29 protein-coding genes and 1 pseudogene are annotated in these 24320 nt (G+C 70.2%); 11 read left to right on the top strand and 19 right to left on the bottom strand.

All coding sequences use genetic code 11. From position 1 onward, the window contains the following. Positions 1 to 277: 277 nt before the first annotated feature. Entirely contained in the window at positions 278 to 1030 is a 753-nt protein-coding gene (locus ACIA5D_RS50270; RefSeq protein ID WP_396037853.1) for an alpha/beta fold hydrolase, read from the bottom strand. Further along, a complete protein-coding gene (locus ACIA5D_RS50265; RefSeq protein WP_396037852.1) occupies positions 1027 to 2286 on the bottom strand; it encodes an amidohydrolase family protein in 1260 nt (419 codons plus the stop codon). Before ACIA5D_RS50265 ends, ACIA5D_RS50270 begins: the two co-directional genes overlap by 4 nt. 142 nt (positions 2287 to 2428) lie before the next feature. On the opposite strand from ACIA5D_RS50265, the gene ACIA5D_RS50260 reads away from it, so the two are divergent. From ACIA5D_RS50260 to ACIA5D_RS50250, 3 genes are read left to right on the top strand one after another with little or no spacing between them, the layout of a single operon-like run. After that, on the top strand, positions 2429 to 2731 hold the full coding sequence (locus ACIA5D_RS50260; protein ID WP_396037851.1) for a helix-turn-helix domain-containing protein: 303 nt from the start codon (positions 2429 to 2431) through the stop codon (positions 2729 to 2731). Beyond that, on the top strand, positions 2728 to 3186 hold the full coding sequence (locus tag ACIA5D_RS50255; RefSeq protein WP_396037850.1) for an IclR family transcriptional regulator: 459 nt from the start codon (positions 2728 to 2730) through the stop codon (positions 3184 to 3186). Before ACIA5D_RS50260 ends, ACIA5D_RS50255 begins: the two co-directional genes overlap by 4 nt. Next, positions 3183 to 3761 carry a carboxymuconolactone decarboxylase family protein gene (locus ACIA5D_RS50250; RefSeq protein ID WP_396037849.1) on the top strand — a complete coding sequence of 193 codons (579 nt, stop codon included), beginning with the start codon at positions 3183 to 3185 and terminating at the stop codon, positions 3759 to 3761. The genes ACIA5D_RS50255 and ACIA5D_RS50250 overlap by 4 nt, the downstream gene beginning before the upstream one ends. Here ACIA5D_RS50250 and ACIA5D_RS50245 read toward each other — a convergent pair. The 3 genes and pseudogenes from ACIA5D_RS50245 to ACIA5D_RS50235 all read right to left on the bottom strand — a co-directional run. Beyond that, positions 3714 to 4295 (bottom strand): histidine phosphatase family protein, encoded by a 582-nt coding sequence (locus ACIA5D_RS50245; protein WP_396037848.1) that lies wholly within the window; start codon positions 4293 to 4295, stop codon positions 3714 to 3716. The genes ACIA5D_RS50250 and ACIA5D_RS50245 overlap by 48 nt on opposite strands. Before the next feature lie 72 nt (positions 4296 to 4367). Beyond that, complete coding sequence (locus tag ACIA5D_RS50240; protein ID WP_396037856.1) at positions 4368 to 4721, bottom strand: hypothetical protein; 354 nt, start codon at positions 4719 to 4721, stop codon at positions 4368 to 4370. Beyond that, positions 4645 to 5208: pseudogene (locus ACIA5D_RS50235) on the bottom strand (helix-turn-helix domain-containing protein); the annotation flags it as partial. The pseudogene ACIA5D_RS50235 and the gene ACIA5D_RS50240, both read right to left, overlap by 77 nt. Positions 5209 to 5309: 101 nt before the next feature. Here ACIA5D_RS50235 and ACIA5D_RS50230 point away from each other — a divergent pair. Further along, positions 5310 to 6179: an oxidoreductase gene (locus ACIA5D_RS50230; RefSeq protein ID WP_396037847.1), complete on the top strand. Its 870-nt coding sequence runs from the start codon at positions 5310 to 5312 to the stop codon at positions 6177 to 6179. Between the two features lie 201 nt (positions 6180 to 6380). On the opposite strand, the gene ACIA5D_RS50225 is transcribed toward ACIA5D_RS50230, so the two are convergent. The 4 genes from ACIA5D_RS50225 to ACIA5D_RS50210 all read right to left on the bottom strand — a co-directional run bounded on the left by ACIA5D_RS50225 (position 6381) and on the right by ACIA5D_RS50210 (position 9058). Then, positions 6381 to 6995 (bottom strand): class I SAM-dependent methyltransferase, encoded by a 615-nt coding sequence (locus tag ACIA5D_RS50225; RefSeq protein ID WP_396037846.1) that lies wholly within the window; start codon positions 6993 to 6995, stop codon positions 6381 to 6383. Between the two features lie 26 nt (positions 6996 to 7021). Beyond that, positions 7022 to 7348: a hypothetical protein gene (locus tag ACIA5D_RS50220; RefSeq protein ID WP_396037845.1), complete on the bottom strand. Its 327-nt coding sequence runs from the start codon at positions 7346 to 7348 to the stop codon at positions 7022 to 7024. A 291-nt stretch (positions 7349 to 7639) separates the two neighbouring features. Continuing rightward, positions 7640 to 8821: a serine hydrolase domain-containing protein gene (locus ACIA5D_RS50215; RefSeq protein ID WP_396037844.1), complete on the bottom strand. Its 1182-nt coding sequence runs from the start codon at positions 8819 to 8821 to the stop codon at positions 7640 to 7642. 87 nt (positions 8822 to 8908) lie between these two features. Beyond that, the gene (locus tag ACIA5D_RS50210) at positions 8909 to 9058 is read right to left on the bottom strand and encodes an SDR family NAD(P)-dependent oxidoreductase (RefSeq protein ID WP_396037843.1); all 150 of its coding nucleotides are present in this window, start codon (positions 9056 to 9058) and stop codon (positions 8909 to 8911) included. Positions 9059 to 9172: 114 nt separating this feature from the next. Between ACIA5D_RS50210 and ACIA5D_RS50205 the strand changes: the two genes are divergently transcribed. Next, a complete protein-coding gene (locus ACIA5D_RS50205; RefSeq protein WP_396037842.1) occupies positions 9173 to 10075 on the top strand; it encodes an NAD-dependent epimerase/dehydratase family protein in 903 nt (300 codons plus the stop codon). After that, positions 10072 to 10992 carry an RNA polymerase sigma-70 factor gene (locus ACIA5D_RS50200; protein ID WP_396037841.1) on the top strand — a complete coding sequence of 307 codons (921 nt, stop codon included), beginning with the start codon at positions 10072 to 10074 and terminating at the stop codon, positions 10990 to 10992. Before ACIA5D_RS50205 ends, ACIA5D_RS50200 begins: the two co-directional genes overlap by 4 nt. Here ACIA5D_RS50200 and ACIA5D_RS50195 read toward each other — a convergent pair. Then, a complete protein-coding gene (locus ACIA5D_RS50195; RefSeq protein WP_396037840.1) occupies positions 10985 to 11797 on the bottom strand; it encodes a fumarylacetoacetate hydrolase family protein in 813 nt (270 codons plus the stop codon). The genes ACIA5D_RS50200 and ACIA5D_RS50195 overlap by 8 nt on opposite strands. 4 nt (positions 11798 to 11801) lie before the next feature. After that, positions 11802 to 12680 (bottom strand): fumarylacetoacetate hydrolase family protein, encoded by an 879-nt coding sequence (locus tag ACIA5D_RS50190; RefSeq protein ID WP_396037839.1) that lies wholly within the window; start codon positions 12678 to 12680, stop codon positions 11802 to 11804. A gap of 192 nt (positions 12681 to 12872) precedes the next feature. Here ACIA5D_RS50190 and ACIA5D_RS50185 point away from each other — a divergent pair, with 192 nt between their 5' ends. Continuing rightward, positions 12873 to 13643, top strand: a complete 771-nt coding sequence (locus tag ACIA5D_RS50185) for an enoyl-CoA hydratase/isomerase family protein (protein ID WP_396037838.1) — start codon at positions 12873 to 12875, stop codon at positions 13641 to 13643. 81 nt (positions 13644 to 13724) lie between these two features. Here the strand turns inward: ACIA5D_RS50185 and ACIA5D_RS50180 are convergent, their stop codons facing one another. Genes ACIA5D_RS50180 through ACIA5D_RS50165 form a run of 4 tightly spaced genes read right to left on the bottom strand, consistent with a single transcriptional unit; the run spans position 13725 to position 17456 of the window. Beyond that, a complete protein-coding gene (locus tag ACIA5D_RS50180; RefSeq protein WP_396037837.1) occupies positions 13725 to 15218 on the bottom strand; it encodes a long-chain fatty acid--CoA ligase in 1494 nt (497 codons plus the stop codon). 3 nt (positions 15219 to 15221) lie between these two features. Continuing rightward, positions 15222 to 15674: a MaoC family dehydratase gene (locus ACIA5D_RS50175; RefSeq protein ID WP_396037836.1), complete on the bottom strand. Its 453-nt coding sequence runs from the start codon at positions 15672 to 15674 to the stop codon at positions 15222 to 15224. An 11-nt stretch (positions 15675 to 15685) separates the two neighbouring features. Continuing rightward, complete coding sequence (locus ACIA5D_RS50170) at positions 15686 to 16552, bottom strand: amidohydrolase family protein (protein WP_396037835.1); 867 nt, start codon at positions 16550 to 16552, stop codon at positions 15686 to 15688. A 1-nt stretch (position 16553) separates the two neighbouring features. Then, complete coding sequence (locus tag ACIA5D_RS50165; RefSeq protein WP_396037855.1) at positions 16554 to 17456, bottom strand: SDR family NAD(P)-dependent oxidoreductase; 903 nt, start codon at positions 17454 to 17456, stop codon at positions 16554 to 16556. Between the two features lie 66 nt (positions 17457 to 17522). On the opposite strand from ACIA5D_RS50165, the gene ACIA5D_RS50160 reads away from it, so the two are divergent. The 4 genes from ACIA5D_RS50160 to ACIA5D_RS50145 are packed head-to-tail and all read left to right on the top strand — an operon-like array spanning position 17523 to position 20382. Next, the gene (locus ACIA5D_RS50160) at positions 17523 to 18320 is read left to right on the top strand and encodes a PaaX family transcriptional regulator C-terminal domain-containing protein (RefSeq protein ID WP_396037834.1); all 798 of its coding nucleotides are present in this window, start codon (positions 17523 to 17525) and stop codon (positions 18318 to 18320) included. Between the two features lie 31 nt (positions 18321 to 18351). After that, the gene (locus tag ACIA5D_RS50155; protein ID WP_396037833.1) at positions 18352 to 18855 is read left to right on the top strand and encodes a SigE family RNA polymerase sigma factor; all 504 of its coding nucleotides are present in this window, start codon (positions 18352 to 18354) and stop codon (positions 18853 to 18855) included. Further along, positions 18852 to 19634 carry a hypothetical protein gene (locus ACIA5D_RS50150; protein WP_396037832.1) on the top strand — a complete coding sequence of 261 codons (783 nt, stop codon included), beginning with the start codon at positions 18852 to 18854 and terminating at the stop codon, positions 19632 to 19634. The genes ACIA5D_RS50155 and ACIA5D_RS50150 overlap by 4 nt, the downstream gene beginning before the upstream one ends. A gap of 19 nt (positions 19635 to 19653) precedes the next feature. Further along, positions 19654 to 20382 (top strand): sugar phosphate isomerase/epimerase family protein, encoded by a 729-nt coding sequence (locus tag ACIA5D_RS50145; RefSeq protein ID WP_396037831.1) that lies wholly within the window; start codon positions 19654 to 19656, stop codon positions 20380 to 20382. Here the strand turns inward: ACIA5D_RS50145 and ACIA5D_RS50140 are convergent. The 4 genes from ACIA5D_RS50140 to ACIA5D_RS50125 form a co-directional block, all read right to left on the bottom strand. Then, positions 20360 to 21109, bottom strand: a complete 750-nt coding sequence (locus ACIA5D_RS50140) for a PP2C family protein-serine/threonine phosphatase (protein ID WP_396037830.1) — start codon at positions 21107 to 21109, stop codon at positions 20360 to 20362. The two genes, ACIA5D_RS50145 and ACIA5D_RS50140, sit on opposite strands and share 23 nt — an antisense overlap. 9 nt (positions 21110 to 21118) lie before the next feature. Beyond that, a complete protein-coding gene (locus ACIA5D_RS50135) occupies positions 21119 to 21718 on the bottom strand; it encodes a hypothetical protein (protein WP_396037829.1) in 600 nt (199 codons plus the stop codon). Continuing rightward, positions 21718 to 22218 carry a MarR family winged helix-turn-helix transcriptional regulator gene (locus ACIA5D_RS50130; RefSeq protein WP_396037828.1) on the bottom strand — a complete coding sequence of 167 codons (501 nt, stop codon included), beginning with the start codon at positions 22216 to 22218 and terminating at the stop codon, positions 21718 to 21720. The genes ACIA5D_RS50135 and ACIA5D_RS50130 overlap by 1 nt, the downstream gene beginning before the upstream one ends. Positions 22219 to 22430: 212 nt before the next feature. Further along, the gene (locus ACIA5D_RS50125; protein WP_396037827.1) at positions 22431 to 24206 is read right to left on the bottom strand and encodes a glycoside hydrolase family 6 protein; all 1776 of its coding nucleotides are present in this window, start codon (positions 24204 to 24206) and stop codon (positions 22431 to 22433) included. Positions 24207 to 24320 lie beyond the last annotated feature (114 nt).

The raw sequence follows: 24320 nt of genomic DNA, 5'->3' as shown, positions 1-24320 counted from the left end.
GCAAGAACTACATCACCCTCACCCGAACACCATGACCAACAACCCCTGACACATCTACCGGGACTTCCCCTTGACACATGTCTCGGGACAGGACAGCGCGCACCCAAACGCCAGCTCATCATTGATGAATCGCCGCGCGCACCCAACGCCAGCTCATCATTGATGAATCGCCGCGCGCGCCGCGCAACAACTCATCACCAACGCGCTTTGCCTGCGGAACCGCGGCCCCCGGAGCCGCAACCCGTCAACGGCAGCCGAGACCACACCGGCGGCCGGCCTATGCAGACAGCAGGAAATCGGCCGAACGCCGCACCACCGGCCGGATCGCCTCGGCGTCGAGTTCAGGGAACATGTGGCTCGCCCCCGGGATCACCTGGACCTCGACCGAGCCGCCCACCCCTCGCAGCGCTTCCGCGAGACGCTCGCTCTGCCGAGGCGGCACGGCCACGTCGGCCGATCCGTGCACCAACAAGAACGGGGGCGCCCCGGGCCGGACATGGCTGATCGGGCTGGCGGCGGCCGCCAGATCCGGCCTCTCGTCCAGGGTGGCGCCGATCAGCTGGCCCTCCCGCGACGAGGCGCTGCGATCGCCCACGCCACCGGCGGACGCGATGTCCTTGGAAAGCGCGTCGAAATCGGTCGGCGGATACCAGCACACGGCCGCCGCGATCGGCGCCGGCTGCGTGAGCGCCGCAATCGCCGCCAGCTGTCCACCGGCCGACGCCCCCCACACGACGGTCCGCGTGCACCCGTGGTCGACCGTGGCAAGAAACTTCAGTGCGGCCGCCACGTCCGACGATTGCGCCGGATACGCGGCCTCGCCGCTGAGCCGGTAGTCGACGCTGGCCACCGCCATGCCCATCGACGTCACCTGCTCGAAGAAGCCGGCCGCCGGCTCCTCCCGCCGGCTCCCGACCCGCCAGCCACCGCCGTGCAGGTACACGCAGAGCGTGGTGGCGCCCGGCGGCACGAAAAGGTCGAGCGAAAGTGGGCGAAAGCCCGGCACCCGCGCGTAGACGATCTCCCTCATGCGACCGCGGGCGCCTTGTGGAACCGGCCCGCCTGCATGATGACGCGCAAGTTTTCGGGGTCCTGGAGAATGCGTACGTCGTCGGCGGGGTTGCCCTTGACCACCAGGACGTCGGCGACCCAGCCCGGCTTGAGCATTCCGATGTCGCCCAGCTCGAGCAGCTGTCCGCCGTACCGGGTCACCGCCGTCAGCGCCTCGAGCGGGGTGTATCCCAGCACGTCGACGAAGAGCTCGAGGTCGCGGGCGTTGCGGCCGATCGGGTTGTTCGGGAAGCCGTAGTCGCCGCCGGGCAGCGCGCGGATCCCCCGTCGGCGAATCTCCGGGTAGATCGCCGCCATGCCCTCGAGCGCCGCCACCGAGCCCATCTTCTCGGCGACCTCACGGCTGATGCCGAACTCCTCGCCCTCGTAGACATTCGCGAAAATGATGCCGGGCGCGGGCGAGACGAAGACCGTGTCCTTGACCGACTCGAGCAGGTCGAGCGCCTCCTCGTCGGCGTAGGTGCAGTGATAGATCGAGCGGAAACCCGCCTTCACCGCGATCTTCACCGACTCGGCCGACTGGGCGTGACAGTTCAGCCAGACGCCCGCTTCGCGAGCGGCAGCGCCGGCCGCCATCGCCTCCTCGAGCGTGTACTGCGTGATGTGCGAGCCGCCCTCGACGAACACGTCGTCGTTGCTGAGCAGAAACTTCACGCTGTCGTACCCCTGCGCGGCCATGTCACGGACCCACTTGGCGCACGCGTCCGGCCCCTGCCAGTCCGGTTCGACGTGCCCGTCGGGACGTACGGGATGGTTGTCTCTTTCCATGCTCGCCGCGCGCATGCGCGGACCCGGCGCCGCACCGGCCTTGATCTTGTCGCGCAGGATGACCTCGACCGGCATGGGCAGCAGCGAACCGGCCGAGTAGGCCGAGGTGAAGCCGGCATCGAGGAGGATCGCGGCGTTGCGCTCGGCGCGGGCCAGCTCTGTTTCCATGCCCTCGATGTGGTGGAAGAACGAAACATCGAGCGGCGGGTTGAACGACGGGTCGATGTGCCCGACCGCCGACGGGAAGGTCAGGTGCGAGTGCGACTCGACCATGCCGGGCATGACCGTACAGCCATTGGCGTCGAACACCTGGTCCTCGCCATGATCGTCCTGCCAGCCGGCGCGCACCTCGACCACGCGGTCGCCCTCGACGACGACCTCGCCCGGCGCGGGGGCGGCCCCGCTGCCGTCGAGGACCAGCCCTTTGGTGAAGACCGTGCGCGTCATCGGGTCCCTACTTTCACCAGCCGAGAATGACTTTCTACCGCGTGTTACCGAGTGTTTCCGGTCGCGCCCCCGGGTGTCAATGGTCACTACGCGGCTTTCAGCAACCTTGCGTTTCTCGCTCTGCGAAAGTAGCTTCCGTCATATGGTCGAGTATCGAGTGGAGGCGCTCGCCAAGGGCCTGCGGATCCTGTCGCTCTTCACCGAGCAGCGGCCGACCTGGCGGGTCAGCGACATCGCGCCGGCGGTAGGCATGCCGCTGCCAACGGTGTACCGCGTCGTGATGACGCTGACCGCCGAGGGCTACCTCGACCACTTACCGAAGGGCGACTATCGGCCGGCCGTACGCGTCCTGACGCTGGGACCGCGGCGTTGCGCGGTCTCGATCTCGTTTCCGCGGCTACGCCGCGTCTGCAGCAACTTGCGTCGGCCACCGGCGAAACCGTGAATCTCGCCGTGCTGGCCGGGGATAGGGTGCTTTATCTCGTACGCCTGCGCAACGGCGACCTCGTCACGGCGAACATTCAGGTCGGCTCCACGCTGCCCGCGGTGCACACGTCGATCGGCAAGCTGCTGCTGGCCTACTCGCAAGACCTGTCCGTCGTCTCGGAAACTTCGTTCAAGGTCAACCACGGCCCGAACGCGAAACTCTCCCTCGACGAGTTGCGCGACGAGCTCACGAAAATACGAAACGACGGGTGGGCGATGCAGGACGAAGAGCTCGCGTACGGGCTGAGGTCGGTCGCCGCCCCGGTGCGCGACGCGGACGGCTCGGTCGTGGCCGGCGCGAACCTCGCGGTGCAGTCCCGGGACTGGTCCAGCCGGCGCAAAGTCCGCGAGCTACGCCCCCTGGTCACCGACGCCTGCGCCGACATCTCCGCGATCCTGGGCTTCGTCGCATGACGCCGCGCCTGCGTGGTTTCCGCCCCGGCGATCTGAACGACGCACAACGTGCCGTCTACGACGCGATCGCCGGCGGTCCCCGCGCCAACGGCCCTTTCGCCCTCGTCGACGAGACCGGCGCCCTGCGGGGCCCGTTCAACGCGATGCTCCTGCAACCCGAGCTGGGCGCCGCGCTGCAGGCTCTGGGCGGCGCGATTCGATACCGTACGGCGCTGGACGTGCGCGCCCGCGAGATCGCCACCCTCACCGTGGCCCGCGCCTGGGACAGCGCCTTCGAGCGGCACGCCCACGAGGCGGTGGCCCGCGCGGCGGGCATGTCCGAGACCGAGGTGACCGCCCTGCGCGACGGTGACCCTCAGGTCTTCACCGACCCTCGCGAGCGCTTGATCTTCGAAGTCAGCACGGCCCTGGCCGTCCGCAACGACCTCACCGACGACGAGTACGCGGCCGCCGTGGAAACCCTCGGCGAGCCGGCCCTCTTCGAGCTCACCACCCTGGTCGGCTACTACGCCACGCTCGCCCTGCAGCTACGCGTCTTCCGCGTCCAGGTGCCCGGTGTCGTTGAAAGCGATTAGCGTCGCGGGTCGGCCCGACTCCCACTGCACGACGGTGATCCCGCCGTTGGCCTGATTGAGTCCGAGCCACCGCCAGTCCGGCGCGTCCAGGACGTGCCGCACGAACCACCCGATCACGAAGTTGTGCGTGATCAGCAGCTCGTCCCGGTCGCCGTCCCCGAGCACCCCGAAGTGCTCGACGGCAGCGCGCAGCGCGGTGGCATCCCGATCCCGCTCGTCTATCGGCACGCCGTCGAGCCAGCCGTGCCACCGCTGCGGATACCCGGTCTTCGCGGACGGCCACGGGGTGCGGTCGGCGACGAAGTCACCCGAATGTCGCGGCGTCCCCGGAAAGTGTCGCCCGGCGATGTCGGCCGTCTCCGCTGCCCGCGCCAGCGGGCTGTGGTGGACAGACCCGAACGAAAGTTTCCTGAGCCGCCGGCCCACGCGATCGGCCTGCTCGCGACCGAGCGCCGAAAGGCCACCGCCGGGTGCATGGCCCGACGCCGGGTCGTGCTCACCGTGCCGGACAAGGTACAGCCGAGTGCGTGCCATCGACGCGAATCCTAGGCCGACCGTGTCGTGAAGCCGGTCATCAGGTCGAGCGGAAGAATCCGCCGACGCGTGTCAGGCACGCCGGGCGGTCCGGCGGTCCGGCGGGCGGTCCAGCGAGGCGAGCAGGGACAGCTTGTCGGCGCTGCTCGTGCCCGGCTCGGCGTGGTAGACGACCAGGATCTGATCTTTCGCGCCACCCACGACAAGTTTCTCGCGGCGCACCGTGAGCTCGCCGACCTGCGGGGTGCTGAATCCTGGTCGGTCGGCCCTCCCGGCCCTGCACGTCGTGTCGGCCCCACAGCTGGCGGAAACGGTCGCTCGCCAGCGAAAGCTCGCCGACCAGTTGAACGAAACGCGGGTCGTCGGTGTCGTTTCCCACCGACTCGCGAAAGCCGGCCACGAGCGTGACCGTGTCCTGCTCCCAATCCGGGTAGAGGGCGCGTTCGGCGGGGTCCAGGAAAACCGCGCGCATTCTGTTTTCGCCTGCCTGCAGGTTCGGCGACAGTGCCGCGGCGAGATCGTTGGCGGCGAGGACGTCGAAGTAGCGGCCCTCGACGAACGCGGGCAGGCCGATCACTTGGAGCAGCTGGCGGAGGCCGGCCGGGACCGCCTCTCGCCGGGGGCGGCGAGCGCGCTTGGGTTTCGGCGCGGAGATGGAGACCAGGTAGTCGGTGGCGTCCTCGTCGAGCTGGAGAACGCGGGCGAGACTTTCCAGCACCTGGACCGACGGGTTGCGGTCGCGGCCCTGCTCGAGCCGCAGGTAGTACTCGCTGCTGATCCCGGCGAGCATGGCGACCTCCTCGCGACGCAGTCCCGCGACGCGGCGGGTGCCGGTGACGCGGACGCCAACCTCCTCCGGCTGCACGAGGGCGCGCCGGGCCCGCAGGAAGTCGCCGATCAGGTTGTCGCTCATAGCGCCACGGTAATCTCGCCGGCTGTCGTCATCCTGTCCCTGTCACACCCAGTATCGGCAGGGAACTGCCTGCGCGAACGGCCGCGCGCGACGCTGTTCCCATGACGAACACACCTGGTGGCACCTACTCCCTGGCCGGCACAACCGTCGCCCGGATGGGCTACGGCGCGATGCAGCTGGCCGGCCCCCGCGTCTTCGGCCCGCCGAAGGACCGCGCCGAGGCCGTCGCCGTCCTGCGCGCGGCCGCCGAGCTGGGCGTGAACCACATCGACACCGCGGACTTCTACGGCCCGCACGTCACCAACGAGATCATCCGGGAGGCGCTGTCCCCGTACGCCGAGGAGCTGGTGATCGTCACCAAGGTCGGCTCGGTGCGCGGCGACGACGGCGCCTGGCTGCACGCCCGGTCGCCCGAGCAGTTGCGTTCCCAGGTTCACGAAAACCTGCGAAACCTCGGCGTTGAGGCGCTGGACGTGGTCAACCTGCGGGTCGGCGGCGGCCCCGACGGCCACTCCGTCGTCCCCGGATCGCTGGCCGAGCCATTCGGCGCCCTGGCCGCGATGCGCAAGGACGGCCTGATCAAGCACCTCGGCGTCAGCGTCGTGGATGCCGGGCAACTGGCCGAGGCCCAGTCGATCGCCCCCGTGGTGACCGTCCAGAACTGGTACAACGTCGCTCACCGCGGCGACGAGTCGCTGATCGGCGGCCTGCACGATCAGGGCATCTCCTACGTCCCGTTCTGGCCGCTGGGCGGCTTCAACCCCCTACAGTCGGCTACGCTCACGGATGTCGCGAAGCGCCTGGAGTCGACTCCCCAGGCCGTGGCCCTGGCCTGGCTCCTGCACCAGGCCCCCAACATTCTGCTGATCCCCGGCACGTCCTCGGTCGCCCACCTGTGCGAAAACATCGCCGCCGCGTCGCTGCAGCTCCCGCCGGACGCCCTGGCCGACCTCGGCACCATCGCCGCTTGAAAGACAGCGCCGCCGGAAAGATAGGGCCGCCCGCGAAACGGGGGCCGCCTGCGAAACAGGGCCGCCTGCGAAACAGGGCCGCCCGCGAAACAGGGCCGCCCGCGAAACAGGGCCGCCCGCGAAACAGGGCCGCCCGCGAAACAGGGCCGCCCGCGAAACAGGGCCGCCCGCGAAACGGGGCCGCCTGAGAAGCAGCGCCGCCTAGGACGCGCGAACCGCGCGGAGCAGGAAGGCCGGGAACGAAAGTTTCTCGTCCCCGGGCTCCGCGGCGACGGTGGTCTCCTCGATCCGCGTCTCGGCCCAGGCCGGCGGCGAGAAACTCTCGCGCAGGAACTCCTCGGTCACGCCGAAACCCTGCCCACCCGCGGCCGACACGGCCAGCACGAACAGCAGCCCGCCCGGCGCGACCAAGCCCGGCAGCAGCGCGAGATAGTCATCGACCGCGACGTCGGCGAGCCGGGGCAGGCTGTGCAGCAAACCCGAGTCGAGAACCGAGTCGAACGGCGCCGCGGCCACCGACAGCCGCGTGGCGTCCTGAACGTCGAAATGAATCGTCAGCCCCGCCGCGTCGGCCTTGCCCCGGGCCGCCGCGATCGCCACCGCGGAGACGTCGACCGCCGTGACGTCGTGGCCCCGGCGGGCCAGCGCGATCGCAAGGTCGCCGGTACCGCAGCCGGCGTCGAGCACCTTCGGCCCCTTCACCTCGTGCTCGACCACCGCCGCCAGCGCGGGCTGCGGCCCGCCGATCTCCCAGGGCTGCCTGCCCGCCCGGTAGGCGTCGTCGTATTCGCCCGTCACCACAGGATGTCCGGCCATGCCCCGATCGTAAGCCGAGGGACTCCCTAGACGCCGGGCCCCTGGTCGGCGGTGTCGGCCGCGATCGCCGCCATCTGCTGCCGGTACCAGCAGGCGGGAATGTCACCGGCGCGGAAAGCGGTCCACAACAAACGCTCGCGCCGCTCCGCGTCACTTTCCTCGGAATCCGGCAACCGCGCGCCCTCGGCCGGCGCCACCGCGAAGGTTTCCGGCAACTGCCCGCTACCGGCGGGCGCCAGCGCGAAGGTTGCCGGCATGCGACTGCCACCGCGACGCCGGCGGCGCAGCACGACGAACCCTGCCACCAGCAACGCCACGACGGCCGGCCCAACGATGTAGATCACGTGCAGCACCTCCCCACCCGCGACAACGAACCACCCGCGACAACGGATACCCCGCCCAACTTTAGAACAAGCCCCGCGACATCCCGGCGGCCACGACGGTCGCGCTACCGGCGGGCGCCACGCTCGACGACATCGCCGAGGTGAGCGTCCACCGCGTCGTGGTCGGCGCCGACACCGGCGCACCGGCGCCGACCGCTCCCGACCCACTCGCGACCGCTCCCGACCCACTCGCGACCGCTCGCGTCCCGCTCACAGGCACGGTCGCAGTGCCGGGCCTTCACCGGCCCGGCACCGCAGTGCTCACGCGTGACCGCAGATGACGTCGTCCATGAGCTGGAGCGACCGCCGCTGCACCGCGACCGCCGCCTGTTCGTCGGCGAGTTGCGTGGTCAGGGAGAGCACGGCCACCCGGTCGCCGCCGGCGCTCACCCCGTTGGCGGTGCTCGTGCCCGGCACGTCCCCGCCGTGCGACCAGTACCCGCCGCACCGGTTCGGGAGGAACATGATGCCGAGGCCGTAGCGGGCGCCCGGGATCCAGTCCTGGAAAGTTTCCGCCAGGACCGTCCGGTGCATCTGCGCCATCTCGCGCGGGTGCAGCAACTTTCCACGCTGCAGCGCCTGCCAGAAGCGGGCGAGGTCGGTCGGCGTGCTGATGAGGCTGCCGGCCGCGTCCGCCACGGACGGGTTGAACACCGTGGTGTCGGTCAGCTCGCCGCCCGGCGCCCACTGCTGGTAGCCCTGGGCGTGCGGGGTGGGCACGGTCGGCCGGTCGCCGGGCGCCATGGTGTGCCGCAGCCCCAGCGGCCGCAGGATCCGGTCGCGCACCTCGGTCGCCCACGACCGTCCGGTGACCCGCTCAATGATCATTCCGGCGAGGATGTAGTTGGTGTTGGAGTAGTCCCAGTGCGTCCCGGGCGCGAACTCCGGCGGATGCTTCATCGCCAGCGCCACCAGGTCGGCGGCGTCGTAGTGGTCGAAGCGGTGCGCCAGGTACGCCTCGTACGATCCGAGCGCCTCGATGTCGTTGGTGTAGTTCCACATGCCGCTGGTGTGCTGGAGCACCTGCCGCACGGTGATCCGGCGGCCGTCGTTGCCGTTGCCCGCGACCATCCCGGGCAGCCACCGGTCCACCGTGTCGTCCAGCGAAAGCTTTCCTTCGCCCACCAGCTGCAGCACGACAACGGCGACGAAAGTTTTCGTGTTGCTGCCCATCCGGAAATACCCGTCGAGCGGCACCGGCGTCCCCCGTTGCAGGTCACCTACCCCGGCGCGGGCTCGGGCGGTGTCCCCGCCGACCCGGGTCAGTCCCTGGACTCCGGTGATGCCCAACTCGTGCAGATCTTCGACCGCGGCCTGAAGCCGCCGGTCGGGTGCCGCGGCGACGGCGGGTCCTGCGGCGACGGCGGGGCCCGCGGCGACGGCGATCAGGGTCGCCGTCATTGCCACGGCCGGCCCCCATCGTCCGAGATGATGTCTTCGCATGTCAGATCCTTCCTGGCCGGAGACCTCGACCATAAGAAGACCGTCGATGCGTACGACATCCCGCGAGCCCCCGGAAACCGAGTGGGGTTAACCCCCCGGCGCTACCGCAACGGCCGCCTCCCGGCCCTGCCGCGCGTCCCGCGCCCCGACCACGACCGTCGTGCCCATGGCCGAGAGACGCTCCGCGGCCGCCCGCCCGATGCCTCTGTTCGCTCCGGTGATCAATACAACGTTCATGTTCTCGGGACGGGACAGGCCGCCGTCCTGTGACATGCCACGCCGGCGGCGTGATGTCACAGCCCGCTGCGCTGTCTCGTCCCGAGTGGTAGAGACGAGAGGAAGGTGCTGGAGATGAAGGTTTTCGTGGCGGGTGGAGCCGGGGTGCTCGGGCGGCGGCTGGTGCCGCAGCTGGTGGCGCACGGGCACGAGGTGACGGCCACGACGACCAGCGCGGCCAAGTTCGGCCTGCTGGAGCGGATGGGCGCCGCTGCCGTGGCGATGGACGGCCTCGACGCGGCGTCGGTGCGCGAAGCCGTGGAGAAGGCCGCGCCCGAGGTGATCGTGCATCAGATGACCGCGATCTCCGGCAAGCCCGACATCCGGCACTTCGACCGCTGGTTCGCCACCACCAACCGGCTGCGCACCGAGGGCACCGACCACCTGCTGGCGGCTGCCGGCGACGCCCACGTGGTCGCGCAGAGCTACGGCGCGTGGAACGGGCTCCGGTCGGGAGGCTGGGTGAAGACCGAGGACGACCCGCTGGATCCGACCAGCACGGGCGAGGGCGCCGCGGCGATCCGCCACCTCGAGGAGGTCGTGGTGGGCGCCGGCGGCGCGGTGCTGCGGTACGGCTCGTTCTACGGGCCGGGCGCCACCGACGACCAGGTCGCGCTGATTCGCAAGCGGCAGTACCCGATCGTCGGGGACGGCAGCGGGTACTGCTCGTGGGTACATCTCGACGACGCGGCAAGCGCCACCGTGCTCGCCGCCGAGCAGAAGGCCCGGGGCGTGTTCAACATCGTCGACGACGAGCCGGCGCCGGCCCGGGAATGGCTGCCGTACCTGGCCGAGTGCGCCGGCGCCAAGCCGCCGATGCGGATCCCGGTCTGGCTGGCCCGGCCCCTGGCCGGGAAGACGGCGGTCTCGATGATGACCGAAGGGCGCGGTTTCGCGAACGCCAAGGCGAAGCGCGAGCTCGGCTGGCACCCGCGCTACGCCTCCTGGCGGCAGGGTTTCAAGGAGGAGCTGGCATGACCCGTGCGGAGGAATTCGAACGGCTGCGGCCGCTGCTGTTCTCGATCGCGTACCGGATTCTCGGCAGCGTCAGCGAGGCCGAGGACGCCGTCCAGGAGACCTGGCTGCGCTACTCGCGCGCCGGCACGGAGCCGGAGTCGGCGCGAAACTATCTCTCGGCGACCGTGTCCCGGATCGCGATCGACGTGCTGCGCTCGGCCCGGGTCCGCCGCGAGGAGTACGTCGGCCGGTGGTTCCCCGAGCCACTGCTGGACGACCCGTACGAGGATCCCGCGCGCTCCGCGGAGCTGGCCGACTCGGTGTCGACGGCGGCGTTGTTGCTGCTGGAACGACTCAGCCCTCTCGAACGCGCGGTTTTCGTGCTGCGTGAGGTGTTCGGTTTCGGCTTCGACGAGGTCGCGGCCGCGGTGGGCCGTTCCGAGGCGGCCTGCCGCCAGCTGGCGGTGCGCGCCCGCCGCCACATGGACGACGGCCGGGCCCGTTTCGCGGCGGACCGCCGCGCCCGCGCGCAGCTGGCCGACGGTTTCTTCGCCGCTTTCCGCGCCGGCGACGTCGAAGGCCTCAAGGAGTTGCTGGCCGCCGACGTCAGCCTGATCGGCGACAGCGGTGGCAAGGCGCCCCTGTGGGGCGACGGCGTCTTCGGCGCCGCGAACGTGGCCCGGGTGCTGGCCGCGCTGACGGCGCCGTTCGCCGAGGTCGGTGGCGTGATGGAGCCGCACGACCTGAACGGCCAGCCGGGCGCCCTCTTCCGCGACCGCGAGGGCCGCATCGTGAACACGATCACCCTCGACATCCTCGACGGCCGGGTCCAGACGATCCGCGCCGTCCTCAACCCCGACAAGCTGCGCCACCTCGGCCCGGTCGCCGACGCCTGGTCAGTCATCCGCGAGACGAATCGAGCCCGGCGGGTCAGATGAACGCCTGGCGGATCTCGCCGATGCCGTCGACGCGGCTGACCAGCGTTTCTCCGGGCTGCAGGTAGCGCGGGGGGTTGCGCCGGTTGCCGACGCCCGCGGGCGTGCCGGTGAAGATCAGGTCGCCGGGCAGCAGGGGGCAGACCGCCGAGATGCGGGCGACCAGGTCGTCGACCGGGAAGATCATCTGGCTGGTGCGGCCGTGCTGGACCAGCTCACCGCCCAGGTGGCACTCGAAGCCGATGTCGTCGCGGTCGGGGAACTCGTCGGGCGTCACGGCGACCGGGCCGATCGGACCGAAACCTGGGAACGACTTGCCCAGCGAAAATTGCGCGGGCGCGCCGCGCAGCTGGGAGGCACGCTCGGAAAGATCCTGGCCGACCGTCAGGCCGGCGACCGCGTCCCAGGCGCGCTCGCGCGGAATCCGGTAGCCGCCCCGCCCGATCACCGCGACCACCTCGATCTCCCAATCGGGCTTGCCGGGCGGCAGCGTCACCTCGGTGTCCGGCCCCGCGATGCACGACGGGAACTTCGTGAAGATCAGTGGTTCGTCCGGCGGCTGGAAACCGGCCTCGGCGGCGTGCGGGCGATAGTTGAGCGCGACCGCGAAAACCTGCTGCGGGCGCGGGACGGGCGGGCCGAGTTTCTCGATCGGTTTCGCCTGCGAGAAATCGGTCCAGCCGACCAGCTCGTCGAAGCGCTCGAGGGCAGCGTTGACGTCGCTCGGAAGGTCGCTGTGCTCGGCGATGTCGAGGGCCAAATTTTCGCGTACGAGTACCAGGCGGCCGTTCTGCGTACCGAAGCGCATGGTCTCAGCCCTCGTTGTAGAGCGACCCGGAGTAAGGGGGCGTGTCATGCGCCGCGCTCCACGGGACAACGTGGTTACGCAGCGTCCCGATACCCGCGATCTCGGCCTCGACGACGTCGCCGGGCTTGAGGTAGAAGTCGAAGGGATTGGGCTGCACGGCCGCCACGCCCGAGATCGTGCCGGTGGTGATGATGTCGCCGGCCGAGTAACCCTGCGGCGAGTGGAACGCCACCAGGTGCGGGATCGACAGCACCATCTGGTCGGTGTTGCCGCTCTGCCGCACCTCGCCGTTGACCCGCAGCTCCATGGCCAGCTTCTGCGCGTCGGGCACCTCGTCGGCGGTCATGATCCACGGCCCGATCGGGCAGAACGTGTCGATGCCCTTCGAGAACGAGAACACGCCGGACTTCATCTCGACCCGCTGGATGTCGCGCGCCGTGATGTCGTTGAAGACCGTGTACCCGGCGATGTAGTCGTTCGCCTCCTCGGGCCCGAACCACCGCCCCGACTTGCCGATGATCACCGCGAGCTCGAGCTCGTAGTCGAGCTCCTTCGTCAGCCCCTCGGGGTAGACGATCGCGTCCTCCGGCCCGACGATCGCGTCCACGTTCTGGAAGAACACGATCCCCTTGTGCACCGGGTGCGACCAGTTGACCTTCTGCAACTCCTCGTGATGCACGGAGAAGTTACCGGCCGTGTGGAAGAACTTCTTCGGCTGGATCGGCGCACGCAGCGTCACCTCGCTGAGCGCCGGCCGCTCCCCCGTCTCGCCCACGGCCCCGCCACGCTCGAAGAACTCCCGCGTGGACCCGCAGTCGAGCTCCACGACGGTCTCTCCGTCGAGCCGCCCGACCCGTCCCGCGTCAAAAGTCACCAGCCGCATGGCATCCCCTGTTTTCGCTCTCCGAAAGTCACTTTCTCTCCGGGAAATCCTCCGCCCGAGCCCGTCCACCTGTCAAGGCACGACGCGCACCCGGCGCTGCGATGGAACCGGGAGCCCGCACGGCCGGCCGGCGAACCGCCGCGACACCCGCAGAGATCAGCGACGGCGTTGCGGTCGTCGGAGAATCGACGCATGACGGACGTCGAGCTGAGCCATCACGACAATGTCGCCGAGATCCGGCTCAACCGGGTCACCGCCCGCAATGCGCTCTCCACCGGACTCGCCGAGGAACTGGCCGCCGCCGCGGCGGCTGCGGTGCACGAGACCGGCGTCCGGGCCGCCGTGCTCAGCTCGGCGGCCCCTGCCGCCTTCTGCGTCGGGGCCGACCTCAAGGAACGCGACCGCCTCACCGACGCCGACTTCATGGCGCAGCGTCTGGTTTTCCGGCGCGCTTTCGGCAGCATTCTCGCCATACCGGTCCCGGTGGTCGCGGCCGTGCACGGGTACGCGCTCGGCGGCGGCTACGAGTTGGCCCTGTGCTGCGACCTGATCGTCGCCGACGAAACGGCCGTGGTCGGCCTGCCCGAGGTGAGGGTCGGCATCGTCCCGGGCGGCGGCGGCACGCAGCTGCTGCCACGCCGGGTCGGCTACGGCGTCGCCGCCGATCTGATCCTCACCGGCCGGCACGTCCCCGCCGCCGAGGCCGCGCGGCTCGGCCTGGTCGACCGCCTGGTGCCCGCCGGAAAGGACCTCGAGGCGGCGACCGAGTTGGCGACACAGATCGCCGCCAACTCGCCGGTGGCGGTCGCCAACGCCCGCAACGCGATCCGCCGCGGCCTCGACGTCGACCTGGCCGCCGGCCTGGACATCGAGGACGCCGCCTGGCGCGCCACGGTCTTCTCCGACGACCGCCGCGAGGGAGTGCGGGCTTTCGTCGACCGCCGCAAACCGAACTGGCCCTGACCGCCGCAAACCGAACTGGCCCTGACCGCCGGGAACCGAGCTGGCCCTGACCGCCGCGAACCGAGCTGGCCCTGACTCGCCTCACGTCGGCAGCGGCAGCTCCCGCAGCGGCGCCTTACGGACCTTGTTCGACCCCGTCCGTGGCAGCGACTCCATGACATCGAGATACTTCGGGATCTTGTAGCGACCGAGCCGCGAGCCGAGAAACTCCGCCAGATCCGGCAGCGAAAGCGAAGCCGACGGCGCCAGCACCACAAAGGCCCGCCCCACCTCACCCCACTTGTCATCCGGCACCCCGACCACCGCGGCCTCCAGCACCGACGGATGCTCGAAGATCGCCGCCTCGACCTCGGCCGGGTACACGTTCTCGCCGCCGGAGACGAACATGTCCTTGAGCCGGTCGACGATCCGGTAGTGCCCTCCGTCGTCGACCACCGCGATGTCCCCGGTCCGCAGCCACCCGTCCTCGGTGAAGGCCTGCGCCGTCGCCCGCGGGTCCCGCCAGTACCCGGGCGAGACATTCGGCCCGCGCACCTGCACCTCCCCCGGCTCACCCACCGGAGCATCGGTGAGATCCGGCCGCACGCACCGCACATCCGCGAACATCACCGGCACCCCGGCCGACCCTGCGTGCGCGGAACTTTCCGGCGCCTCGAGGAAAGTTGCCCCGGGCGCCGTCTCGGTCATCCCGTAGCCCTGGCAGAAGGTGAGCCCGCGCTCCTGATACGTCCGGATCAGCGCGCCGGGCACCGCCGACCCGCCCACCATCATGTTTCGCACCGAGCTGAGGTCGGCGTCGCGAAAACGTGGCGACTGCGCGAGCCCCGCGAACATCGTGGTCACCCCGAACATCCAGGTCACGCGGTGGCGCTCGATGAGATCGAAGCAGCCGTCCACGTCCCACGACGGCATGAGCACCGAGCAGCCGCCCTTGAGGAACGTCGGCAGCAGGCACTGGTTGAGCGCCGCCACGTGGAAAAGCGGCGCGCTCGTGAGCGTCACCGTGTCGCCGGCGACGTCGACGCAGACGAGCACGTTGTAGCTGTTCCAGATCACATTCCCATGGGTGAGCACCGCTCCCTTGGGCCGCCCGGTGGTCCCCGAGGTGTAGAGAATGCACGCGGGCTGGTCGAGGGTGACCGCGACGTCGTGCGCCGCCGGGCTGCCGTCCGAAATCATTTTCTCGTACGCCGAATGCGGCACCCGCGTCAGCGACGTGACACAGGCGGCGACCGTGTCGGCGCATTCCGGCCCGTACACCAGCAGGCGAGCCCCGCTGTCGCCCAGCTGGTAATCGATCTCCGGCGCGGTCAGCCGGAAATTCAAGGGCACGAAAATTCCGCCGATCGCGTACGTGGCGAACATCGTCTCCACGAAAGCGGGATGGTTCGGCCCGAGATAGGCGACGCGGTCGCCCGCCTCGACCCCGGCGTCCAGGAGCTGAGAAGCGAGGCGGGAAACCCGATCGTGCAGGGACGCGTACGTCGTCGACCGGTCGCCGAAGATCAGCGCCACCCGGTCCGGCGAGATCGCGGCCCGCCGCGCGGGCCAGGAGCCGAGCCCTAGGTTGCGCATGGCTCAGACGTATTGCCGGTAGACCGTGCGGGCCACGCAGGCCGGCTTGGCCACGCCGTCGATCTCGACGGTGAAGTCGAAGGTGCTCTGCGTGCCGCCGGCGACGTCCTCGACCGACACGACCTTCGCGTTCAGCCGGATCTTGGAGCCGACCGGCACCGGGTGCGGGAAGCGCACCTTCTCGAGGCCGTAGTTGACGCCCATCTTGATGCCGTCGACCTTGAGGATCTCGCCGAAGAGCGGGATGACCAGCGACAGCGTGAGGTAGCCGTGCGCGATCGGCCCGCCGAACGGCCCGGCCTTGGCCTTCTCGACGTCGACGTGGATCCACTGGTGGTCGCCGGTGGCGTCGGCGAACGTGTTCACCCGCTCCTGGGTGACCTCGAGCCAGGAGCTGTGCCCGAGGTCCTTGCCGGCCAGGCCCTTCAGCTCGTCGAGTCCGTTCACAGTGACCATGGGGAGCTCCTTCAGGAGAGGTTCAGAAGCCGGGCGGCGTTGGACTTGAGGATCTTGGGACGGACCGCCGGCTTGATGTCGAGCTGGTCGAAATCGGCGAGCCAGCGGTCGGGGGTGAGCACCGGGTAGTCGGAACCGAACAGGACCTTGTCCTGCAACAACGTATTGGCGTAGCGCACCAGCTGCGGCGGGAAGTACTTGGGCGACCATCCGGAGAGGTCGATATACACGTACGGCTTGTGGGTCGCGACCGCAAGAGCTTCGTCCTGCCAGGGGAACGACGGGTGGGCCAGGATGATCCGTAGCTCGGGGAAGTCCACGGCCACGTCGTCGACGAGCATCGGATTCGAGTACCGCAGCCGGATCCCGCCCCCGCCCGGCACTCCCGCCCCGATCCCGGTCTGCCCGGTGTGGAACAGGGCCGGCACCCCGAGCTCCTCGATCGCCTCGTAGAGCGGGTATGCCATCCGGTCGTCCGGCGAGAAACCTTGCAGGCTCGGATGAAACTTGAACCCGCGCACGCCGTGTTCCTCGACCAGGCGGCGCGCCTCGCGGACACCGGCCCGGCCGCGGTGCGGGTCGATGCTCGCGAACGGGATCAGCACGTCGGGATGCTCGGCGCAGCTCGCCGCGACCTCCTCGTTCGGGATCGGCGGATGCCCGGTGGCGAAAGCCGCGTCGACCGTGAACACCACGGCCGCCATCCGCCTTTCGCGGTAGTACGCCGCCATCTCGTCGACGGTCGGCTGCCGGTGACCGTGCGCCTTGAAATACGCCTCCGAGGCCGCCAGCAACGTCGAGCTCAGCGACGTGCGCCCGTCCCGCCCCACCTCGGCATGGGTGTGCACGTCGATGGCGACCAGTGACTCGAGATCCACGTCAATCCGCCGGCGGCTTGGGGGCGGGAATCCCGTACGTCTCCGGTGAGGAGCCGACACCCGACGCCCACCCGGCGGCGATGGCCGAAGCGCTCCACCCGCCGTCGGCGAAGGCGACGGTCTTCTCCTGGGGGTGCGCCCAGAGCGCGAGGCGATCGCCCCCCACGCCGATCGCCTGCCCGGTGATGCCCCGGGACGCGTCGGAGGCGAGGAAGACCACCAGGCCGGTCACGTCGTCGACGCTGCCGAGGCCTTCGTCGCGGCGCACCCACGCGGGCAGCGGCTCGCCCGTGCTCTCGGATTTTTCGATGAGCGGCGCGAAAGCGGGAATCGTGCGGGTCATCGCGGTGGCGGCGACCGGCACGACGGCATTCACCGTGATCTCGTTGCGCGCCAGCTCCATCGCCCACGTGCGGGCCATCGCCGCGATCCCGGCTTTCGCGGCCGCGTAGTTGGTCTGCCCGAAGTTTCCGCGCTGACCGGCCGGCGACGAGATCAGGATGATCCGGCCGCCCTCGCCCTGCTCCCGCATCCGGACGGCGGCGGCCCGGGCGCACGTGAAGGTGCCGCGCAGATGGACGCGGACGACCTCGTCGAAATCGTCGTCGCTCATCTTCCACAGCACGCGGTCGCGCAGGATGCCGGCGTTGGTGACCAGGATGTCGAGCCGGCCGAAACTTTCCACTGCCGCCCCGACAAGACGGTCGGCACTTTCCGTGTCGCCGACCGCGGCCGTCACGCCGACCGCGTCGCCCGGCAGCGAGGCGACCGCGTCGTCGACGGCGGACTGATCGACGTCGTTGACCACGACCGACGCGCCGGCGGCGGAAAGGGCTTTCGCGTACGCGAGACCGAGCCCGCGACCGCTGCCGGTGACGATGGCCACCCGGCCGGTGAGATTGATGTCGTCCACGTCTCCGAAGTTAGGCGTCAGTTTCACGGTCGTCAAGAATGTGCCTAACATTGGGGCATGCAACCGCAGGACCTGATGCTCATGCTGTTCGGCACGTACGCACTCGACCAGGGCGTCTGCCTCGGCGCCGGCGGCATCATCGACGCGCTCGGCCGGTCCGGCGTCTCGGCGCACGCCACCCGCTCGACGCTGAACCGCATGGTCGGGCGCGACCTGCTGCGCCGGCGGCCGGTCGGCCGCAAGATGTACTTCGGCCTCACCGAGCGCTCGTCGGCGATCCTGCGGGACGGGCGCGCCCGCATCTGGCACGACGGCGCGGTCAACGACCGGTGGGACGGCACGTGGACGCTGCTGAGCTTCTCGCTGCCCGAGTCGATGCAGCGCGCGCGGCACGATCTGCGCTCACGGCTCGCCTGGTCCGGTTTCGGCCCGGTGCAGGGCGGTCTGTGGATCGCGCCCGGCCGGGTCGACGCGGCCGGAATAGTTTCGTCGCTGGGCCTGAAAGCGCACGCGCGAGTCTTCTTCGCGCGCGCCGACGACACGACCGACATCGCCGATCTGATCGGGGACGCCTACGACCTTGCCGAGGTGGGCGCCCGATACGACGAGTTCCTGAGCTGCTGGGACGGCGCGAGAACGACCGGTGACCCCCTCGCCGACCGGCTCCGCCTGATCGCAGAGTGGCTGGACGCCATCCGGCCCGATCCCCGGCTGCCGCTCGAGCACCTCCCCGCCGACTGGCCGGCCGCCCGCGCGCAGAATGTCTTCCGCGAACGGGAGCAGGCCTGTCGCGAGCCGGCCCGCGCGGTCGCGGATGACCTGCTCGACACCCTTCCGCTATCGTCTCCAGGCTGATCTTTTCGCGGCGGAGACGGTGGGAGGTGCGGTGCGCGACCAGGCCTTCCACGCGTTCTTCGAGAAGCACCACGCCGCACTCGCCGGGCTGGCTTTCCTGCTCAGCGGCGACCGGACGGTCGCGGACGACCTCGCCGCCGACGCACTCACCGAGGTGTGGAAGCACTGGGACCGGGTCGCGGCGAGCGGCGACCCGGCCGCGTACGCGAAAGGGATCGTCGCGAATCTCACCCGCAACTGGATCCGCCGGCAGGGCCGCGCCCGGCGCGGCCTGGCGCTGATCGGCCTCGGCGGCGACCGGGCCCCGAGCCCCGACGTGCCGGCCGTGCTCGACGTGCGCACCGCGCTCAAGCGCCTGCCCTACCGGCGGCGCGCGTGCGTGGTGCTGCGGTACGCCTTCGACCTGCCCGAACGGGAGGTCGCCGACATCCTGGGCATCTCGGTCGGCGCGGTGAAGTCGCAGACCTCGCGCGGCGCGAAGCAGCTCGCCGACCTGCTCGAGGACCTCACATTCGACCCGGAGGTGGCCCGGTGAGCGACGACTTCCTGCGCGACGCGTTGCGTGACGAGCGGGACTCCCACACGCCGGACCGCACCGCGATGCTCAACCGCATCGCCGCCAATCGCGCCGCCGCCGATCGGCCGCGCGGCCGCTTCCTGCGCCTGGCCGGCTCGGGCCTGGGCGTTCTGCTGGTGCTCGGGCTCGGCGGCGTCGCCAAGTGGGCCCTCGCGGACGACCGGACCCCGCCGCCGCCCCCGGTGGTCGCCGCCCCCACCGCATCCGCGTCGCCCAGCGAGGTCGCCACCGCCACCTCGCCCGCCTCCCGGCCCGTCACCGAGCGGCCGCGCACCTCGGTGACCTCGCCTCCGGTCACATCCGGCGCCCCGGAAAGCCCGCCGGCCGGCCCCGTGCGCGGCCACCCCGGCGACACCCAGGCCGAGAAGGGCAGCCTCTGGTCGGACGGCTCGATCCCCGCGAAGGGCCGCAGCGAGGTCACGCTCAAGCCCGGCGCCGACCTCACCGAGCTGGACCTGACGATCCGCGTGACGCTGACCTCCCCCAGTCTTTCGTCGACCGGTTTCGGGACGCCCGCCGAAAGCATCACCGCCACGGTGACCAGGGAGCCGGGCGCGCTGCTCTACCACTTCGTCATGCGCGCGGGCGCCACGCTCAAGTCCGGCACGTACGTTTTCGCGGCCGAGTACACCGCGGGCGAGCGCAACGCCGCCGACGACACGTACGAGTCCTTTGTGACCTCGGTGGAGCACAAGCGGATCCACGTGTACGGCAACTTCGCGGCCGGATCCGGGTGAACGCCCGGATGATGGCGTCATGGTTCTCGCGGTTTCCACGCTCGGGTGCCCGGGGCTGCCGCTCGATCGGGTGGGCGCGCTGCTGCGACGGCACGGCGTCACCGGAGTCCAGCTTCGCTGCGCCGGGGACGAGCCGGTTCACGTCGGGCTCGGGACGCGCGAGCGACGCAAAACCCGGCGGCAACTGGCCGGCGACGGGCTGACGCTCACCGGATTGGCCACCTACGTCGACCTCTCCGCAGGCGCGACCGGCCTGCAGGCGCATCTCGACCTCGCGTACGACCTCGGCGCGCCGGCGCTGCGGCTCATGCCGGGCGACGGCGACCCCACCGCGGCGCTCGCGACGGCCGTCGAGCGGGCCCGCGGCAGCGGCGTCCGGCTCATGATCGAGACCCACGACGCCTACCTGCGCGGCGCCGACCTGCGCCGCGTGCTGGAAAGTTTCCCGGAGATCGGCGCCATCTGGGACGCGCTGCACCCATGGCGCGCCGGCGAGGAGCCGGCGGAGACCGCCGCCGCGCTCGGGTCCCGGCTGGCGGAGGTCCAGATCAAGGACGTGCCATCGCGAAACGACCGCACGCCCCTGGTCCCGGGAACGGGCGCGATCCCGCTGGGAGACGTGCTGGCACGAAGCGGGAACGTGCCGGTGGTGCTGGAGCACGAGGCCCGCTGGCATCCCGGCGCCGCGCCCATCGACGACGCGATCGCCGGGGCGACGGCTCTGCTCAGATCGTCGGCTCGACTTTGATCACGACGGCGGTGGCGTTGTCGGCGCCGCCGGCCTCGAGGGTGTCCTCCAGGATGAAGTGGGCCGCGGCGGCCGGGTCGGGGTTGGTGCCCAGCAGCTGAATCAGCCGCTCGTAGGAGAGCTGATCGCTCACCCCGTCGGAGCAGAGCAGATACACGTCGCCGGGCCGCAAGGTGACGTTCAGGACGTCCGGTTCCGGGCCCTCCGGGTGGCCCACGTAGCGGGTCAGCCGGTACCGCGCCACGCGGGCGTCCTCCGAGTCGTGCGCGAACCAGCCGTGGAGCAGGCCCAGCCACGCCACCGTGTGGTCGACGGTCAGCAACTCCAGGAGACCGTCCCGGAGGCGGTACGCGCGGGAGTCGCCGATCTGCACGATCCACGCCGCCGCGTTCGCGTCCGCCACGAACGCCGTCATCGTGCAGCCGGTCAGCTCGTCGAGGGTGCGGGCCGCCCGGCGTACCTCCTGCTGGGCCTGATCGACCGCGACCCGCAGCGCGGCCGGGGCGCAGTTGACCGGGACGTCGTGGACGAAGACGTCGACGGCCGTGCGGCCGGCGGCGGCGCTGCCGGGGCCGTCGCCCATGCCGTCGGCCACCACCGCCAGGACCCGGCCCGGATCGAGGTGCACCACGTCGTAATTGTCCTGGTAGCGGTTGCCGGTCACCGAGCCGGCCGCGGCGGTCAGACGCCGGCCGGCGGCCGACCAGGCGACCTTGGAAATTTCCACGTACCTTTCCTAGCCCACTTCCGATCGCAAGTGGGCCCGCGCGGCCGCGACGAGATCGCCGGGCGTGTCGGCGTGGAAGCGGATCTCGGTGACGGGCTCGCCGCCGGCCTGCTTGACCGGCAGGACGAGCGGGCGGGCCAGGACGACATCGACCGTGGTGCCGCTGGCCAGGCCGAACGAGAGGACGCCGTCCTCGAACTGGGTCTTGCCACCGGGCGGCAGCGAGCGGCCCCGCGACCGGATGTCCCGGACGTCGTCCCACGGGATCGGCAGGTCGAGGATGAGCGAGTTGCGGATCCGCAGCCCGTCCGGCCCCAGCAGGTGCGGGTAGACGCGCATCGTCGCCAGCAACCCGAACATCCAGAACAGCCCGTAGAAGCCGACGGTGAGCGACGCGACGCGCACCGCCTCCCACGGCAGCATGAGATGCAGGATCGGGATCTCGACGGCCGACACCACGATGAACGCGATGAGGATCGTCATCACGGCACCGGAGTACGGAAACCTTTCGCTGCCGGGCGGAACGGGCGCCGGCCGCCGGAACACCCACCGGTAGAGGGCGATCCACAACCGGATCTCGTACATGACGACGAACTTGACGAGTTTCATCAGAACGGACTCCTCAACCCCAGCGCGTGCAGCGTCGCCAGCACGTCGTCCAGCCCCGCCACCAGCCCTTCGAACCGCTCGGCCGGCATGTGAGCGAAAAGTTGCCGCGAAAATTCGCGCTGATCGGCCTCCAGCTTTTCCACCGCGGCAGTCCCCCGCGCCGTGAAAGTGACCAGAAAGGCCCGCCGATCGGAGGGGTGCGGCTCGCGCGTCACGAACCCCGTCGCGACCAGCCCGTCGACAAGCCCCGTCACCGTGCGCGCGCTCACCTGCATGGCGGCGGCGATGTCCTTCTGCGGCGACGGCCCGAGCCGCCACAGAGTCCACAGCAACGACGTACGCGACGGCGTCAGCCCGTCGGCCGCGAGACCGCGATGCATGTCGTCATTGAGCAGCACGGTCAGCAACAGCAGCCGATCCAGCGCCGCGGCAAAGCCAGCATCGCCGGATAAGTGAGCATCGCCGGGTAAGTGAGCGTCGCCAGATAAGTGAGCGTTCATCATAGTGAGCATAGCTCACGGTTGCCATCAGGACAGCCCGGCAGCCGCGATCGGAGGGTGACCAACGACGGCGCCGGGCCGAAGACCAGGAAACTTGTCAAAGCCCGTACTAAATGATTCTTAGCTTTTGGTCTTTGATCTACACCGGTACCAACACACCGAGCCCCGCTCCTCGTGGGAAGAGAGCGGGGCCCGGCGGTTATGGGGGCGGGTTACGAGAGCGGCGGGTACGCGTTCTGCATCAGCTGCTGGAACTGAGCCGAGAACCATGCACCCGAGATGGGAGCGTTGGGCAGCGCACCGCTGTTGCTGTTGCCGTTGCGGGCGTTACCGGTGTAGGTCGGGTCGCACATCTGGTCGAAGCCCTTGCCCTCGTTGTTGGGGATGAGGGAGCTCGAGCCGTCCGATTCGCCCGGAGGCTTGACCCAGACGTAGGCGTCGATGCCGCTGGCCGGAGAGGCCTTGGGCCGCTCGCCGAGGCCGGCGCCGGACTGGTTGCACCAGTTGCCGGCGTGGATCCGCCGGTCGATGCGCGACTCGTTGACGAAGGTGTCCACGGCGGTCGACGTGCTCGCCTTGGTCGGACGGGCCGAGCCGCCCCAGCCGTTGCGCGAGGTGTCGATCAGCATGCCGATGTTCGAGTTGAAGCCGACCGAGACCAGCTTCGTCCGGAACGCCTGGGCGAAGGAGAGCTCGTCGACGTACTGGTTCCAGTCGACCCACTTGCTCTGCCGGACGCTGGTGCCGTTCACCGAGGAGTTGATGGTGAAGTACGGCTCCTGCAGGGCCGAGTAGTTGGCCGTGTTGGTGATGAAGCCGGTGACGTTGTTGACGCTGCCGGAGGCCTGCGCGGCCTGCAGCATGATGTCCGCGGTCGGGCCGAAGTTCGAGTCCCAGCCGATCCAGCCGTGGTGCGCGGCGTCCACGTAGTTGTAGGCGTTGCCGATCGCACCGAGCTTGTTCAGGGCGTAGCCGACGCCCTGCACATACCCGCCGTTGGCCTTCATCGTGTCGCAGGTCGCCGTGGCGCCGGCCTGGCCGGACGTGTTGGTGACGATGTTCGGCAGCGAGTCGATCTCGACGATGTTGATGATCCGCAGGTTCTTGTACTTCGCGTCGCCCTCGATCGCGGCGATCGGGTCGATGTACTCGGCCTTGTACCGCGGCAGGTCGTTGACGCCCAGCTCACCGTTGGAGGCGAGCGCGGAGCAGTCCCGGCCGGGCAGGTTGTAGATCACCAGCTGGATGTAGCCCGCGCCCTGCGCGAGAGCGGCGTCCAGGTGGGCGCGCAGGCCCATCGAGCCGTTGGAGCTGCTGCCGGTCGTGCCCGCGATCGCGGCGATCCGGTCGAGCCAGACCGCGGTCGGGTTGTTGGAGACGCGGCTGCCGCCGGACTCCGCGTCGGCCTTGGCCTTCCACTCCGGGTTGACGTAGCCCTTCGCGCCGGCGTAGGGGTTGTCAACTTTCGTGCCCGGGTTTCCCGTGGGCGACGACGTCGGCGACGAGGTCGGCGAAGACGTCGGGGAAGCGGTCGGCGAGGACGTCGGCGACGCGGTGGGTGAGCTGGTCGGGCCCACACCGCCCGTGCACGCCACACCGTTGAGCTTGAAGGACGACGGCGCGGTGTTCGTACCCGAGTAGTTCGCGTTGAAGCCGAAGCTCACGCTGGCGTTGGTGGCGATACCGGTCGACCAGGAGGGGTTGGTCGCCGTCACGTTGGCGCCGGACTGGGCGATCGTCGCGCTCCAGCCCTGGGTGACCTGCTGGTTGCCCGGGAACGTCCACGTGACGTTCCAGCCGCCCGAGATCGGGTCGCCCAGGTTGGTGACGTTCAGATTCGCGGTGAACCCGGTGTTCCAGGAGTTCGCCGTGTAGTCGACCCGGCAGCCGGCGGCCGCACTCGCGCTGGTCGCGGCGAAGATGCCCAGACCGGTGACGAGTGAGGCCGCGGCAGCCGCGGTCAGTCCGCGGATGAGGACAGGTCTCATGTGGTGGCTCCTCGAGACATGCGAATGGCGCACCCTCGCGCCAGGGGGATTCAGCCGGGTTCACGTATCGAGGGGCATCGCTCCCGGCCGTTCGCACAGCATGACATGGGAGCG

The organism is Actinoplanes sp. NPDC051513, from assembly GCF_044454685.1.
GTDB lineage: Bacteria > Actinomycetota > Actinomycetes > Mycobacteriales > Micromonosporaceae > Actinoplanes.
This window is presented reverse-complemented; position numbering and strand designations above follow the sequence as displayed.